The 14,242-nt window shown below is 45.1% G+C and carries 17 protein-coding genes; 10 read left to right on the top strand and 7 right to left on the bottom strand.

Annotated elements, in window-relative coordinates; translation table 11 throughout:
- Position 1 precedes the first annotated feature (1 nt).
- From E8Q33_RS02480 to E8Q33_RS02455, 7 genes are all read left to right on the top strand, one after another.
- Entirely contained in the window at positions 2-742 is a 741-nt protein-coding gene (locus E8Q33_RS02480; protein WP_069294986.1) for a flagellar motor protein, read from the top strand.
- 2 nt (positions 743-744) lie between these two features.
- Positions 745-1,659, top strand: a complete 915-nt coding sequence (gene motD / locus E8Q33_RS02475; protein WP_136552592.1) for a flagellar motor protein MotD — start codon at positions 745-747, stop codon at positions 1,657-1,659.
- On the top strand, positions 1,656-2,450 hold the full coding sequence (locus E8Q33_RS02470) for a ParA family protein (protein ID WP_136552591.1): 795 nt from the start codon (positions 1,656-1,658) through the stop codon (positions 2,448-2,450). Before motD ends, E8Q33_RS02470 begins: the two co-directional genes overlap by 4 nt.
- Complete coding sequence (locus tag E8Q33_RS02465) at positions 2,443-3,033, top strand: chemotaxis protein CheW (protein ID WP_136552589.1); 591 nt, start codon at positions 2,443-2,445, stop codon at positions 3,031-3,033. Before E8Q33_RS02470 ends, E8Q33_RS02465 begins: the two co-directional genes overlap by 8 nt.
- A 107-nt stretch (positions 3,034-3,140) precedes the next feature.
- A complete protein-coding gene (locus tag E8Q33_RS02460) occupies positions 3,141-3,620 on the top strand; it encodes a chemotaxis protein CheW (protein ID WP_084002825.1) in 480 nt (159 codons plus the stop codon).
- Between the two features lie 9 nt (positions 3,621-3,629).
- Positions 3,630-3,806, top strand: coding sequence for a hypothetical protein (locus tag E8Q33_RS15415; protein WP_168800123.1), 177 nt, complete (start codon positions 3,630-3,632; stop codon positions 3,804-3,806).
- 15 nt (positions 3,807-3,821) lie between these two features.
- Positions 3,822-4,208 carry a DUF2802 domain-containing protein gene (locus E8Q33_RS02455; RefSeq protein WP_136552587.1) on the top strand — a complete coding sequence of 129 codons (387 nt, stop codon included), beginning with the start codon at positions 3,822-3,824 and terminating at the stop codon, positions 4,206-4,208.
- Here E8Q33_RS02455 and E8Q33_RS02450 read toward each other — a convergent pair.
- The 3 genes from E8Q33_RS02450 to E8Q33_RS02440 all read right to left on the bottom strand — a co-directional run bounded on the left by E8Q33_RS02450 (position 4,205) and on the right by E8Q33_RS02440 (position 8,071).
- On the bottom strand, positions 4,205-6,016 hold the full coding sequence (locus E8Q33_RS02450; protein ID WP_136552585.1) for a bifunctional diguanylate cyclase/phosphodiesterase: 1,812 nt from the start codon (positions 6,014-6,016) through the stop codon (positions 4,205-4,207). The two genes, E8Q33_RS02455 and E8Q33_RS02450, sit on opposite strands and share 4 nt — an antisense overlap.
- Positions 6,017-6,227: 211 nt before the next feature.
- On the bottom strand, positions 6,228-6,506 hold the full coding sequence (locus tag E8Q33_RS02445; RefSeq protein ID WP_069294992.1) for an EscU/YscU/HrcU family type III secretion system export apparatus switch protein: 279 nt from the start codon (positions 6,504-6,506) through the stop codon (positions 6,228-6,230).
- The gene (locus tag E8Q33_RS02440; RefSeq protein ID WP_168800122.1) at positions 6,503-8,071 is read right to left on the bottom strand and encodes a flagellar hook-length control protein FliK; all 1,569 of its coding nucleotides are present in this window, start codon (positions 8,069-8,071) and stop codon (positions 6,503-6,505) included. The genes E8Q33_RS02445 and E8Q33_RS02440 overlap by 4 nt, the downstream gene beginning before the upstream one ends.
- Before the next feature lie 63 nt (positions 8,072-8,134).
- Here E8Q33_RS02440 and E8Q33_RS02435 point away from each other — a divergent pair, with 63 nt between their 5' ends.
- Positions 8,135-8,995 (top strand): pentapeptide repeat-containing protein, encoded by an 861-nt coding sequence (locus tag E8Q33_RS02435; RefSeq protein WP_136552581.1) that lies wholly within the window; start codon positions 8,135-8,137, stop codon positions 8,993-8,995.
- 11 nt (positions 8,996-9,006) lie between these two features.
- On the opposite strand, the gene apaG is transcribed toward E8Q33_RS02435, so the two are convergent.
- From apaG to pgl, 3 genes are read right to left on the bottom strand one after another with little or no spacing between them, the layout of a single operon-like run.
- A complete protein-coding gene (apaG, locus tag E8Q33_RS02430) occupies positions 9,007-9,387 on the bottom strand; it encodes a Co2+/Mg2+ efflux protein ApaG (RefSeq protein ID WP_069295080.1) in 381 nt (126 codons plus the stop codon).
- Between the two features lies 1 nt (position 9,388).
- The gene (gene glk / locus E8Q33_RS02425; protein ID WP_136552579.1) at positions 9,389-10,357 is read right to left on the bottom strand and encodes a glucokinase; all 969 of its coding nucleotides are present in this window, start codon (positions 10,355-10,357) and stop codon (positions 9,389-9,391) included.
- 2 nt (positions 10,358-10,359) lie between these two features.
- Positions 10,360-11,070: a 6-phosphogluconolactonase gene (pgl, locus tag E8Q33_RS02420; RefSeq protein ID WP_136552577.1), complete on the bottom strand. Its 711-nt coding sequence runs from the start codon at positions 11,068-11,070 to the stop codon at positions 10,360-10,362.
- 137 nt (positions 11,071-11,207) lie between these two features.
- On the opposite strand from pgl, the gene E8Q33_RS02415 reads away from it, so the two are divergent.
- Positions 11,208-11,918 carry an SIMPL domain-containing protein gene (locus E8Q33_RS02415; protein ID WP_069294996.1) on the top strand — a complete coding sequence of 237 codons (711 nt, stop codon included), beginning with the start codon at positions 11,208-11,210 and terminating at the stop codon, positions 11,916-11,918.
- Here the strand turns inward: E8Q33_RS02415 and ilvA are convergent, their stop codons facing one another.
- Entirely contained in the window at positions 11,919-13,433 is a 1,515-nt protein-coding gene (ilvA, locus tag E8Q33_RS02410) for a threonine ammonia-lyase, biosynthetic (RefSeq protein WP_136552575.1), read from the bottom strand.
- 116 nt (positions 13,434-13,549) lie between these two features.
- On the opposite strand from ilvA, the gene rpiA reads away from it, so the two are divergent.
- Complete coding sequence (gene rpiA, locus E8Q33_RS02405) at positions 13,550-14,212, top strand: ribose-5-phosphate isomerase RpiA (RefSeq protein ID WP_069294998.1); 663 nt, start codon at positions 13,550-13,552, stop codon at positions 14,210-14,212.
- Positions 14,213-14,242 lie beyond the last annotated feature (30 nt).

Genomic DNA, 14,242 nt, shown 5'->3' with positions numbered 1-14,242 from the left:
CATGGATATTCTCAGCATACTGGGCTTATTGATTGGGTTTGGCGCCATCATTGTAGGCCAGTATCTGGAAGGTGGTCATCTCGACACCATTCTTAACGCCGTAGCGCTGTTAATCGTGTTGGGCGGCACGCTCGGTGCGGTAATGTTACAAACGCCGATGAATACCTTTATCCGTGCGCTTAAAATGACCGTGTGGATCTTCAAGCCTCCCCAACAATCCGCTAAACGATTATTAGAAAAAATTCTCGACTGGAACCAAATCGCCCGACGTGAGGGTTTACTCCGTTTGGAGGCAATGGCCTTGCAGGAATCAGATATCTTTACGCAGAAAGGCTTGCAGCTTATTGCCGACGGTGCCGAGCCAGAAATCATTCGGGAGATTTTGGAAACCGATCTCGATATTATGGAAAACAACGATTTACAGGCAGCTAAAGTCTATGAGGCCATGGGCGGTTACTCGCCGACCATAGGTATCATTGGCGCAGTATTAGGACTGATACATGTGATGGGAAATCTAGCAGATCCTTCATCTCTGGGCTCTGGTATCGCAGTGGCATTCGTGGCTACTATCTATGGTGTCGGCTTGGCAAATTTATTGTTTTTACCAATTGGTAACAAACTCAAAACGCTGGTGCAACGGCGCACCCAATTACAAATGATGTTGATAGATGGTTTGATCAGCGTGGCTGACGGAGATAATCCACGCAATATCGAGAGCCGTCTGCAGGCATATTTAAGTTAATTATGGCCCGCAGAAAACGCTATGAAGAACACGAAAACCACGAACGGTGGTTGGTTTCCTATGCTGATTTCATTACCTTGTTATTTGCGTTTTTTGTAGTGATGTATTCCATCTCGTCGGTCAATGAAGGTAAATACCGGGTATTGTCAGAAACCTTGGAAAGCGTTTTTTCGCAGCCAACTCGTAGCAGTGATCCGATTCAGGTTGGTGAGGTTAGCCGTGGACAAGGTGAACGTGTCGCCTCTCCCGGCAAACCGGATGTGCCTGATTTTGAAATTGAATTGCCGGAATTACCTAAAGAACGACCACCGGTTTCTGAGCAAAGTGTGCGTACTATTAATGATATTTCACAACAACTTAGCAATGCGCTTGCTGATTTAATTACTAATGAAAATGTAACAATTAAACAAACCGATGATTGGTTAGAGGTAGAGATTAACTCAAGTTTTCTGTTTGCCAGCGGCGATGCACGCCTGGCTCGGGAAGCTGTGCCTGTTATCGGTCAAATTGCAGATGTCTTGGCCCCAGTCGCAAACCCTCTTCAGGTTGAAGGCTTTACTGATGATCAACCTATCAATACAACGCGATTTCCATCTAACTGGGAATTGTCCGCCGCCAGGGCCGCGAGCGTAGTCAATTTACTGGATCGCTTTGGCATTGAACCAGGTCGGATGTCTGCTATAGGTTATGGCGAATTCAAACCCATTGCAGATAATGGAACTGAAGCTGGCAGGCAAAAAAACCGCCGCGTTGTATTAGTGATTTTAGGCAGTCAGGAAAGTCGAAGAACCCTTGAAGTATTTGATGAGCAATTAAATCAACCTGCAACAGAGGTGGAGAATATTCGTACACCTATTACAGACAGCCTGACCTCGCCGCTTTTGGCGCCCACCGATATTGGTGAAACATCACCATGACGGTCTGGGCCATTGCCAATCAAAAAGGCGGCGTCGGCAAAACCACCACGGTGGTCAGTCTGGCCAGCCATCTTGCGTTAAAAGGTCACTCCACATTACTAGTGGATATGGACCCGCATGGTTCATTGACCACTTATTTTGGTTTTGATCCTGACACGATTGAACACAGTGTCTACACTTTATTTCAGCAGTCAGACCAGCAACCTCTGAATGCAATATTCAAAACATTAAAAAAGACCAGTCAGGAGAATATTTACCTGTTACCCGCAGCAACGGCCATGGCTACCTTGGATCGTCAGTTAGGTATTCAGAGTGGTAAAGGTTTGGTTATTCACAAAACCCTACAGCAACTTCATGATCGTTTTGAATATGTATTGATAGACTGCCCACCGATGCTGGGCGTATTGATGGTAAATGCTTTGGCGGCCTGTGATGAATTATTAATACCGGTACAAACCGAATTTCTGGCGTTGAAAGGACTTGAACGCATGTTGCATACCCTGCAACTGATCAATCACTCCCGCCAGCACAAACTGCCTTATTTGATCGTGCCTACCATGTTTGATCGCCGGACTCGCGCCGGCACGCAGACTTTATTGAAAATGCAACAGGATCATGAGGAGAATCTCTGGCAGGACGCTATCCCGATTGATACTCAATTTCGTGATGCCAGCAAGTCAGGTATCCCGTTACCCGCACTGAATCTTGAAAGTCGTGGCAGTATGGCCTATGAAAGGTTAATGAAAAAACTCCTCAAAGCCACTACGACAAAGTCGGACAAAAATGTCTAAGCCAACGCAAATTAAAGAGCCTCAGCAAGCCCTGGCAAATTATCTGCAAGAGTTATTGCTGGATGAAGAACTGGATACGCTTGAGCAAAATGTAACTGAAACCATTGAAACAGATCCAATAGTTGCTGAGTTTGAACCTGACATAAGTGAATCCATCAATAGTCTACCTGGGCAAAAAGGTCAGGCATTATTGTTTGAAGTTGCCGGTATGCAATTGGCATTGTCACTCGATGAACTGGATGGCATTGAAACCTGGCCGGAAGAAGGTCTTTCGCAAATACCAGGATATGCAAGCTATGTGGTTGGCACCTTAAGCCGCCCTAAACAACATACAGAAGTGATTGATCTGACAACATTAATTACCAATCAATCAAGTAATTCAGAAGATAACCGCTACATATTACTAGTGAATAATAAACAGTTAGGATTAGCAGTCTCTGCTATACGTCATGTAGTGAAGCTTGAGGACGAAAATGTGCGTTGGCGACGTGAGCCTGGTCAAAGACCATGGCTGGCAGGTATGTTGATGTCTCCATTAAGCAGTATTATTTCATTAACTGAACTATTGAAAATATTACGATAACAGAGCAAAAAAACTGGCACAAACTGTGCTTTGATAGGATTAGATAAAGAACGTCATAAAATTGGCAGCATCACCTGAGTCAATGTTTTGTGAATAAGGAAACAAAAATGAGCGAACAAGCAAATCAGGCCGGAAATGATCCGATTCTTCAGTGGGTTTCTTACCAATTGGAGCAGGAGGTATACGGCATCAATGTGATGCAGGTGCAGGAAGTATTGCGACCTACTGAAATCGCCCCGGTACCCGGTGCGCCAGATTATGTATTGGGCATTATCAATCTGCGTGGCAATGTCGTTACTGTCATCGATACCCGTAAGCGATTTGGTCTGCCCTCTCGGGAAACAGATGAGGACTCGCGAATTATCATCGCTGAAGTGAATGGCAACGTTATTGGCATGTTGGTTGATAGTGTTGCAGAAGTGGTTTATCTACATCAATCAGAAATCGACACCGCACCGAATGTCAGCAGTGAAGACAGTTCACGCTTTATTCAGGGTGTCTGTAGTCGAGATAAAAACCTACTGATTCTGGTTGATGTGAACAAACTGCTGAATGATGATGAAATAGCTGATATCGCCAGCTTTTAATGTGATCAAATGGCCGATGAAATTCATCCTGCTCAACCACTGGTGCCCTCCACCCATGTGGATACACCGGCGGATGAGAAAAGGCGTTATAAACCGAAAAAGCCGGATGAACGAAAACCGGAAGACCATGAAGACATTCCACCTAAACGGCCGCCTAAAACCGGCATTATTGATGAATATGTGTGATTTTGGGAGCACATTATGATCTTATACAGCTTATACATACTGATCGGTTTACTGGGCCTTGTTTTGCTGATGACCAGCTATAGGTTTTTTCGATTAAGTCGGGCGCAAGCCAGTCAAATAACCTCCCTGCAACAACAACTATCAGCACTCTGCAGTGCAGCGGTGGGTTCCGACGAACGAATTGTGCGATTTGAACAAGCTCTGATGAAGATGCGTGAACAACAAAACACTATGGATTTAGGGCAACCGCAACAGCAAAGCTACGAGCATGCTATTCGCTTGGCCCGCAAAGGCGTAGATATTAACCAGCTGATTGATAATTGTAATTTAAGTGAAGAAGAAGCTTTATTGATTACCCGCCTGCATGGCGCGCAGCGTCATTCAGTAACAGACTTACACTAATGCTTCGGCGGCAATGCGCGTTGCGGCTTACCGATTAAATAGCCTTGCACAAAGTCGACACCAAAATCCTGCAGCATTTTCAGCGTATCTCTGTCTTCGACAAATTCCGCCACGGTTTTCTTGCCGAGGCTATGTGAGATATCGATCATTGATTTCACCAATAACTGATCCACCGGATCATTATGTAAATTGGTAATAAAACCACCATCAATCTTCAAAATATCCACCGGGAAGTGTTTTAAATAACTGTACGAGTTAAATCCCGCGCCAAAATCATCCAACGCAAATCGACATCCTAAATGGCGAAGCCTATCCACCATTTGTTTGGTTTGATCAAAGTTGGAAATGGCCGAGGTTTCGGTAATTTCAAAAACTAGACGTGATGGATCGACCCCGGTTTCCAGCAATTTGCGTTCAACCAACGGATATAAATTTTTATCCAGAAAAATATTGCCTGATAAATTCACTGCCAGAGCAATGTCTCCCGGGATATTTCTGAGTAGTTCAAAGGCATGGCTGACAACCCATAGATCAATCTGATGAATCAGTCCCATGGCTTCTGCTACTGGAATAAAATCCTGCGGATAATACAGTTTATCTCCCTGCCCGCGCATTCGGATCAAACATTCGTAATGATTTATTTTGTTTTCTTTCAGCGAATAGATAGGTTGAAATTCAAGAATGAAATTTTCTTGTTTTAACGCCGCACGAATCCTAGGTGCCCACTCTACACTGTGTCTTAACGCATACATTTCCCGATCTGCCGGGCTATAAACATGAACTCGATTGCGTCCACGCTTTTTAGCTGTATAGCAGGCTTGATTGGCATGAGACAGGATTTCACCCACGGTCGAGAGGTTGGCTTCAGTAATGCATTTAACACCGATACTGGCGGATAAATGATATTCATGATCATGAAAGGTGAAACTATAGCCATCAAACAAATCTCGCAACCCTTCGGCCCGAGCAACCGCTGTCTCTGGATCGATGGTGTCCACTAATACAGCGAATTCGTCTGAACCGATTCTTACCAGGGTATCGCGGACTTTAAAAAAGCCCCTTAACGAATTTGCCACCTGTACCAATAAGGTATCGCCAGCCTCATGACCTTCTGCATCATTAAGCACTTTGAAACTATCCAGATCGATATAAAATACCGCGCTACTAGTATGGAAATTTCGTACTTGGGTTAGAGTAATATCAAGAGCCTGTTCCAGGCGTCGTCGGTTGGCCAGTCCTGTTAAGTCATCGTGATTTACTGAAAATTGCAGACGTGCTTCCATAACCCGCAATTGGGCATTTTCATCTTCAATCTGTTGTTGGCGAAGATGATAGTGATCCCGCTCGCGTTTGATAGCTAAGGTGGTCATAACAGCTGGAGGTAACGCTTCTGCGGTTAAAGGCCGATATAACAAAGATGTAACACCATGGCCTAAATCGGTTAACAGCTGATTGTGATTCCATTGGGATTTTTCGGTTAAGGCAATCACCGGGATCAATCGCCACTCATCGAATTGGTCCAGCTTGAGACGCAATTCGCGGGCATTACAATCACCTAAACGACAGTCCAGAATAATTAAATCAATATCACAATGATCGTCGGTAATGGTCTGTCTCAATACCTGCATCAGCTTTTCGGGGCCATTTGCGGTGGTGATATTGGTAAAACCACTCAATGACAACATGGTTTGTAGAAAAGCCAGATCCGATAAACGCGTGCCACCAATCAAAATACGAGCAGCCAATAAATCATTAACTTCCGCAGCAGAGATCGGTGCCGTCAGGCTCTGCTCGGATGTCTTTGACATCGGTGACTCAATGGTGAGTAGCGTATTCATCTGTTTTTGTAGGCGGTTTCTTATGACCAGTTGTGAAATACATACAAATGAAAATAGCTGCTTTATATTTTAAAATCAATACTTAATACGATTTTCATAATGCTATTTATAAAGTATTAAAGAATAAACCCCACCCAAAACGGTTAAAAAATGCTTTAACACTGATTAATGCGATAGGAATTTAACTTTTTTCCTTAGGGAACTTTCCTGAAACAATATAGGCATAAGCAATCACTTCTGCGATAACGCGATACAACGCTTCGGGTATCGCTTCTCCTAATTGCATATCTTTAAGCATGTCAGCCAATGCCGCATCTTCACGTAATGGAATATTATGTTGCTTGGCAATACGGATAATTTCTGCGGCGATGTCACCTTCACCACTTGCCGTCACCGTTGGCGCATTATCCCCATCATAATGCAGTGCAATCGCACGTAATGGCTGATCCTGTTGTTTCATACAGAGATATCCAATAAAGCATCTGTCTGAGAACTCTGTGCAACCGGTGTTAACCACTCAACCGGAGCGCAATGACAACTTAATTGACGCACTTGTAAATTCAGTGCGGATAATTTCTGCTGCAGGATATCAATATTCTCTTCCAGTAAAGCCACGGCTTTTGGATCCTCAGCGGTTAAGGAAACACTGACCATGGTTGCCTGCAAACCAATAGAAGCACGCAATTTACCCAGGTTTTGAGTTTCCAGATTAAGCGTGACTTGCCACTGTTCCTCAGCATCCGAATCTTGCTTTGACCCTTTTTGTAGTTGTAATTGCATCCACTGCAGTTGTTGTTTGTCACGCAGCGGCACATCCATCAACCATACTTGCGGTTGCGCGGGATTATCTGCTTCTCTGACCATAGTCAGTTGGTTCATTTGCACCCTGGCGATAGCTGTTTCTACTTCTCGAAGTAAAATCTGCAATCTCGCTAAATCATTTACCCCAGCCTGCAATTGAGCGTTCTGAGCAATTTGCTGGGTGGTTATATTCTGCGCCGTTAGGGCTTGTTGACTGTTAGCCGCTGTACCAGTGGGTGTCTGTCCGGCGAGCAACATGGTCAATAGCTGCGCGGGAGTCTGACCACTTGCCAAAAGTGCATTGGTAATATGTGATGGAAGTTGCTGCAGTGCCGCTGGCTGATTAAGTAAATTTATCAATGCCGTACGAATTTCGACCGGAAGGTTCTGAGCATTGATTTGGCCGTTAGCTGTTTGGCGGATTTGCCCTTCCAGCGCCGCAGCCAGCTTCAGCAAGTTGGCCTTGAAATCACCGCTAACTTGAGGATTAGGCTGCAGCAATTGACGCTCCAGAAACACACCAGACTGTTGAATAGCTTGCAGCAAATTGGCTGGTTGTTGGACGGATTGTAGCTCGCGGATGTTTTGCCACATCTGGCTGACCGCATTTTGCACCGGCACCATCGATTTCAATTCCGGTAATGCATTAATCACATTTTGTAATTGCGGGGGTTGTGCTAAAACCAGCGGTAATAATCGACGCTGTTGAGAATTGATGGTTTCTGCAACATTCAGACTCGGATTCTGTAACGAGACATTTAAAGGCGAGCTGCTGAGGATTTGTACTAAAAGTTGTTGACCAGGTTTGAAACTGGAACTCAATCTGCTGACATCCAATTCCAAAGGAACAGGTAATTTTCCAGTTTGCTGCAGTGCCAGCAGGATAGATTGCTGAGGCAGCATTTTTATAACTTCGGCAAGTAACGTTTGGCCCGGCCGAAAGTCTGTTAAAACGGGTGGAATTGCAGCTACAGAGACCAATTTAAAAGCCGCTTTATCGCCAGTATCGGTTCGCTGCAATTCGATAGTCTGACCTCGCTGTAAATCGACACCAACCTGAATGGTAAAAACCTTTCCAGCCAGCTGAATATCGACATTTTCGCCAGCTTTACCTGTCGATACCACCACAGCTTGCGCAATTTGTCCGGGCGATAACGCCAACGTTGGACTTACCGAACCACTTACAGTGACCTGAGCAGCCTGTGAGGTCTGAGGTATTTGCATGAATTCACCCAGCATTAAACACAATGCTAGTATAACAACCAACTTGCTGCCAAAGACCGGCCAATGACAAAATTCAGTACAAAATGGTATACCCGCCAGAATAAGACCGTTAATGGTCCATTCACTATGGCTTTGCTGAAAAGTAATCTGCAATTGGGCAGAATTAATCCTCAAACCGAGATTAGTGCTGACCAACAGCATTGGCAACCATTAAGTGAGATTCTTGAACAGGAAGTTGTCGAGCCCATCATTCCCCCACCATTGACTATTGATGAGCGTGATGGCTTTGATCGGCGCAATGATCAGCCACTGACAGAAGCCGAACGTGAAATGCGCCGGGAACAACGACGTAAGCAGGAACCCGAATTTTTAATTCAACAACGTCAGCAACGTAGTGAATTATTGCAAAGGCTTAAACCAGAACGTCCCGCCCGTTTCTGGCCAATATTGATTATTGCTTTGATTTTAATCGGCATATTTGTCAGCGCTTTTTTATTCCCTACCCCCTCAACGCTTTCGGATGCAGATTGTGACAGTGCTCCAGCGCCAGAAGTAAATTGGGAAAATTGTCTGAAACCCGGCATGAATATTTCTTCGGTTAATATGACAAAAGCAAATCTGCGTAACAGCGCACTGGCAATGTCAAACATGATGAACAGTGATTTGCATGAAGCCGATTTGAGTTATGCCGATCTTCAGCTGACTAATCTGAGTTATGCCAATCTGCAAGGCAGCAATTTGAAAGGCGCAAATCTGCAACAAGCCGATCTGTCTTACAGCAATTTAACCTACAGTGATTTGAGCTTTGCTAATCTGCGGGATGCCAAATTAGGCGGCAGTGAATTGCAAAACGCCATATTGGATAAAGCTATCTGGATTGACGGACGGATTTGCGCGACAGGTTCCGTTGGAAAATGTTTATAACACTGCGATTATCAATGTAACTTTTGCGGTGCAGCCAGGGTAAATGCCGGTATATCAACTGCAAAACGACTGCCGTTATCATCCATCATGTTGTAATGACCTTGCATCATGCCGACAGGTGTATCCAGCATAGCTGCACTGGTATAGGTAAAAGTCTCAGTCGGAGCTAAATAAGGATGTTGTCCAACAACACCATCACCTTCCACTTCTTGCTCATGACCATCTCCACCGGTAATTTTCCAATAGCGTGACAATAGTCTTGCAGGCGTGTCGCCTTCATTGGTAATGGTGATGGTATAGGCAAAAAGATACCTTGCCTTTGCCGGATCAGATTCGTGATCCAGATAGGTGGTTTCTACATTAACCAGAATGTGATTATTTTTATCCGTCATGTTAGACATTATACAACGCTTTTTGAGCCAACAGACGTGCTCCTATCAGTCCCACCTCAGCATTATTGATGAGGTAGACTGGAATTTGCTCCAATACCTCTCTCATCCGTCCTTTTGCGAGGAAAGATTGCATAAAATGGTCTTGTTCAAATAACGCTAAATTTTTGGTTGCAATACCGCCGGCAATAAAAAGCCCGGCTCTGGGTAATGTCGTCAGCGCCAGATTACCGGCCTGAGCACCGTAAATCTCTATAAACAGTTGCATGACTTTTACCGCCAACGGTTCAGCATGCAGCATCGCCTGTTCACTTATCTGCTCAGCAGATAAGGTATTGTCACTAATTATTCCTTGCTGCTCCGCCATAAACTGATAGAGCATGACTAAACCTGATCCCGACAATACCCGCTCATACGAGACATGTTCAAATTGCGCCAACAACTTAGTCAGTAACGGTTGCTGTGCTTGATCCAGTGGAGCAAAATCAGTATGACCACCTTGAGTTGACCAGACCCGCCAGCCTTTATGGATAGGTGACATTATGGCTTGTCCCAACCCTGTGCCCGCCCCGATAACAGCTCTTAACGCTTTGGCCTGTGGCTTACCTTGCTGCAAGACAATTAAATCTTGCTCAGCCAGTTCGCCAATTCCATGACCTACCGCTGCAAAATCATTGACTAATTCAAACTCGGCAATCGGAAAATCAGCTAAAAGTTTGTCGGCATCAATTATCCAGGGAAGATTGGTTAATTGAACGCGTCGGCCAGTTATCGGTGCTGCAATGGCAAAACAGGCACTTGTTACAGGAAAAATATTAGCCGGTATTGATGATAAAAATGTTGTCAGCAGACGTTCAAAATCAGCAAAAGCATTATTGTCAAAACGTTGTTGCGCTATAACTTCGCCATCGGAATAGCTCAATTGCAATAACGTTTTGGTACCACCGATGTCAGCCGCTAACAACGTTTTCATAATTATTTCGCTGCGGCTGCTTCATCCATAAACCAGTAGTAATCACCCGTTGGCGCGAGCCGTTGTACCGGTAATCCACTTACTGATTCGGAAGTGATATCTCTGACAATTTCCGCTTTGGACTCACCGGCAATAAATACAATGACCTGCCGAGCGGAATTAATGACTGGGTAAGTCAATGTCACGCGCCAGGATTGAAATTTTTCTACAAACAAACTGGCGGTTAACGTATCGGTTACCTCAAGTGCCGGAGTTTCAGGAAACAGTGACGCAATGTGGCCATCCGGACCTAAGCCTAACAACACCAAATCAAAAGGTTTATCTTCCATAACCAATTTTATGGTCGCCTCGTAGCGACTGGCGACTTCAGCAGCATCGCCACTTTCGGTTGGCATGCGATGCACATTTTCTGCGGGGATGGGTAAATGATCGAGCATCGCCAGTCTGGCCATTTTGAAATTACTGTCATCATGCGTTGCCGGTACACAACGCTCATCGCCAAAAAAGATATGCACCCTTGCCCAGTCAATTTGCTCTACGTAAGGCGATGTTGCGAGTTTTTGATATAAACCTTTAGGAGTCGACCCACCTGCCAAAGCAACATAAAAGACGCCTCGTTTTGCAATAGCAGAGCGTGCAGTCACGACGAAATGTTCGGCAGCAGCTTCAATCAGGCGCTCTGAATCAGGCAGAATTTTTTGTACAGCTTTCATGTCTATCCTCAACGTTAAAATAATTTTGTGCGGTAATCCGCTGACAGTGTCAGTCAAATCCTGTTAATTTAGCAACCATGCTGCGCTGACAGCAAGCCAAACTCAACGATCGTTTTCTCTCACAGGAATCAAAAAGTATGAAAAACACCTTTTTTGTTATAGCACTGCTGTTGTTTTCAGCCAATGCGACGGCTGAAACTGAATTGAACTTTAACCTAATCAACCTCAATGCAACAGCGTCAACAGAAGTGGCTAATGATCAAGTAACCAGCGTGATACAGGTCATGCTCAATGGTACTGATCCGACTAAATTAGGCCAACAGGTCAATCAGCGCAGCAACCAATTGCTCGAAAAAATCAAAGCCTTTGCTTCAGTAAAATCTCAAACAACCGGTTATCAAACCCGTCCGATGTATAAAGACAGTCAGATCGTCTCCTGGCAGGTCAGCCAACAAATCCGTTTACATAGCCATGATTTCACTCAAATGAGTGAATTGCTGGGTGAGGTGCAAGCATTAGGTACGGTGCAATCGATTGAATTTTCGCTGTCCGATGCTTTAATCGAATCTACGCAAAATGAATTAATGCAGCAGGCTATCAGTAAGTTTCGTGATAAAGCATCGTTAGTGCAGCAACAGTTCAATGAACCCGGTTACCGGTTGGTGAATATGTCGGTGAACACCAGTGGTTACGCCCCGGTATATCGCATGGAAAGCCAAATGATGATGTCAGCCGATATGAGCAGCAAAAGTGCACCTGCTGCCCTTGAAGCGGGCAGCAATAAAGTCTCTGTTGATGTTCATGGTCAGATTCAATTAATCAGCGACACTACTACTGTAACCAATTAATCACTTTAAAAATAAATCATAAGCCGGGTTATCTGTCTCCAGCCAGTAGACATAGCCGAGATTATCCAGAAACGCCTGAAATTCTTCATTGAATTCAGGCGTTACCTGGATACCCACCAGCACCCTGCCATAGGCAGCACCATGATTACGGTAATGAAACAGGCTGATATTCCAGCGTTGTCCGATATGCGTCAGAAAACGTAATAAGGCGCCAGGACGTTCCGGAAACTCAAAGCGAATCAAACGCTCATTGTCAGCTTGCGGTGCATGTCCGCCAACCATATAACGAACATGTAATTTAGCCATTTCGTTATCGCTGAAATCAATCCACTGATAACCCGCCTGAGTCAGATTCTCAAACAGAATCTGCCGCTCTTCGTCACGGCCCGACATTCTCACACCAACAAACACCTGTGCTTGCTGTTTATCCGCATAACGATAATTGAATTCGGTAATACCGCGATCGGCCAAAGCTTTGCAGAACCGTTGGAAACTGCCCGGCTGTTCATCAATGGTTGCGGCAAACAACACTTCCCGACGTTCACCAATTTCCGCCCGTTCAGCCACATGACGAAGCCGATCGAAATTCATATTCGCGCCACTGTTGATAACCACCATGGTTTTGTTACGTAAACCATTTTGCTGGATATATTTTTTAGCACCGGCAATCGACAGAGCACCCGACGGTTCAGCTATCGAGCGGGTGTCGTCAAACACATCCATTATCGCGGCGCAAATTTCATCTGTTTCCACGGTGACCACATGATCGACCGTCTTTTGTGCAATACGAAACGGCTCTTCGCCAACCTGTCTGACCGCTGTACCATCGGCAAACAAACCAACCTGATCCAGTTTGACCCGCTCCCCTGCATCCAGAGCAGCCTTAAGGCTGGCCGCATCAGCTGGTTCAACAGCAATAATCTTAATTTCCGGCCATATTGCTTTGATATAAGCTGCCATTCCGGCGAGCAAGCCGCCGCCACCTACCGGAATAAATACTGCGTATACCGGATCCGGGTGCTGGCGCATGATCTCCATCGCAATGGTGCCCTGCCCGGCGATCACTAAAGGATCATCATAAGGATGAATAAACACCCGGCCTTGGTCGATAGAAACCTGCTGGGCAAAATCAAAGGCTTCGTCGTAACTGTTGCCATGCAGGGTAATATCAGCACCCAGCATGCGAACCGCTTCGACCTTAATAGGTGGAGTGGTAATCGGCATGACGATCATTGCCGAAATACCCATTTTATTGGCTGCCAATGCAACGCCTTGCGCATGATTACCTGCTGAAGCGGCGACTACGCCCTGCTTTCGCTCGGCTTCAGTCAAATGGCTCATCCGGTTATAAGCGCCACGCAACTTAAAGGAAAACACCGACTGTAAGTCTTCACGCTTAATCAGAATCTGATTATCCAGTCGCTTGGATAATCTTGGCATTAAATCCAAAGGTGTTTCGATAGCGACATCATAAACGCGCGCTTTGAGGATTTTTTCTACATAGCCTGTGAGCATGGGGTTCCAGATTCAGTCTGTTAAGTTAAACAAAGATGACTACGTTACCATTGCCGACCATTTATCTCTATAATTGGCCGGATAAATCAAGCCATTCAAATTAACAAGGAATCGCAATGACTGCTGATGAAATGAAGAAACAAGCTGCATGGTCGGCTTTGGAATACATTACCACTGACGGTGTAGTAGGTGTGGGTACGGGTTCTACTGTAAATCACTTTATCGATGCGCTAGCTACTATCAAACATCGTATTGAAGGTGCCGTATCCAGCTCAAATGCTTCAACACAGCGTTTAAAAGATTATGGCATTGAAGTCTTCGATTTAAATGATGTTAAAGAAGTTGCCGTGTATGTCGATGGTGCGGATGAGTCCAACCATAATCTGCAATTGATTAAAGGTGGCGGCGGTGCATTAACCCGCGAAAAAATTATTGCTGCCGTAGCCGATAAGTTTGTTTGTATCGCCGATGCAACCAAATTAGTGGATGTACTGGGTAAATTCCCCTTACCGGTTGAAGTTATCCCGATGGCACGTAGTTATGTCGCCCGTGAAATCGTAAAACTGGGCGGTCAGCCAGTTTATCGTGAAGGTGTTATCACTGATAACCATAATGTCATTCTGGATGTGCACGGTCTGGACATCATGGAACCAATCAAGTTGGAAAAAACCCTGAACGATATCGTAGGCGTAGTGACTAACGGCTTGTTTGCCATGCGTCCTGCAGATGTATTATTGCTGGGCACTGAAACCGGCACCCAAATCGTCAACCCTAAATAATTTGCACTTGCCCGCTGTAAAGGCGGGCTT

It is taken from the genome of Methylophaga sp. SB9B (genome assembly GCF_004832235.1).
Lineage (GTDB): Bacteria > Pseudomonadota > Gammaproteobacteria > Nitrosococcales > Methylophagaceae > Methylophaga > Methylophaga muralis.
Note: the sequence above shows the minus strand (reverse complement) of the source record. Positions and strands in the feature narration are given on the sequence as shown.

Excerpts from the sequence above, each read along its gene's own strand:
- ilvA (WP_136552575.1), bottom strand. The coding sequence starts at position 13,433 with ATGCTCACAGGCTATGTAGAAAAAATCCTCAAAGCGCGCGTTTATGAT.
- E8Q33_RS02440 (WP_168800122.1), bottom strand. The coding sequence starts at position 8,071 with ATGCAAATACCTCAGACCTCACAGGCTGCTCAGGTCACTGTAAGTGGT.
- E8Q33_RS02435 (WP_136552581.1), top strand. The coding sequence starts at position 8,135 with ATGACAAAATTCAGTACAAAATGGTATACCCGCCAGAATAAGACCGTT.
- E8Q33_RS15415 (WP_168800123.1), top strand. The coding sequence starts at position 3,630 with ATGGCCGATGAAATTCATCCTGCTCAACCACTGGTGCCCTCCACCCAT.
- E8Q33_RS02415 (WP_069294996.1), top strand. The coding sequence starts at position 11,208 with ATGAAAAACACCTTTTTTGTTATAGCACTGCTGTTGTTTTCAGCCAAT.
- E8Q33_RS02450 (WP_136552585.1), bottom strand. The coding sequence starts at position 6,016 with ATGTCAAAGACATCCGAGCAGAGCCTGACGGCACCGATCTCTGCTGCG.
- apaG (WP_069295080.1), bottom strand. The coding sequence starts at position 9,387 with ATGACGGATAAAAATAATCACATTCTGGTTAATGTAGAAACCACCTAT.
- glk (WP_136552579.1), bottom strand. The coding sequence starts at position 10,357 with ATGAAAACGTTGTTAGCGGCTGACATCGGTGGTACCAAAACGTTATTG.
- E8Q33_RS02480 (WP_069294986.1), top strand. The coding sequence starts at position 2 with ATGGATATTCTCAGCATACTGGGCTTATTGATTGGGTTTGGCGCCATC.
- E8Q33_RS02465 (WP_136552589.1), top strand. The coding sequence starts at position 2,443 with ATGTCTAAGCCAACGCAAATTAAAGAGCCTCAGCAAGCCCTGGCAAAT.
- E8Q33_RS02455 (WP_136552587.1), top strand. The coding sequence starts at position 3,822 with ATGATCTTATACAGCTTATACATACTGATCGGTTTACTGGGCCTTGTT.
- motD (WP_136552592.1), top strand. The coding sequence starts at position 745 with ATGGCCCGCAGAAAACGCTATGAAGAACACGAAAACCACGAACGGTGG.
- pgl (WP_136552577.1), bottom strand. The coding sequence starts at position 11,070 with ATGAAAGCTGTACAAAAAATTCTGCCTGATTCAGAGCGCCTGATTGAA.
- rpiA (WP_069294998.1), top strand. The coding sequence starts at position 13,550 with ATGACTGCTGATGAAATGAAGAAACAAGCTGCATGGTCGGCTTTGGAA.
- E8Q33_RS02445 (WP_069294992.1), bottom strand. The coding sequence starts at position 6,506 with ATGAAACAACAGGATCAGCCATTACGTGCGATTGCACTGCATTATGAT.
- E8Q33_RS02460 (WP_084002825.1), top strand. The coding sequence starts at position 3,141 with ATGAGCGAACAAGCAAATCAGGCCGGAAATGATCCGATTCTTCAGTGG.
- E8Q33_RS02470 (WP_136552591.1), top strand. The coding sequence starts at position 1,656 with ATGACGGTCTGGGCCATTGCCAATCAAAAAGGCGGCGTCGGCAAAACC.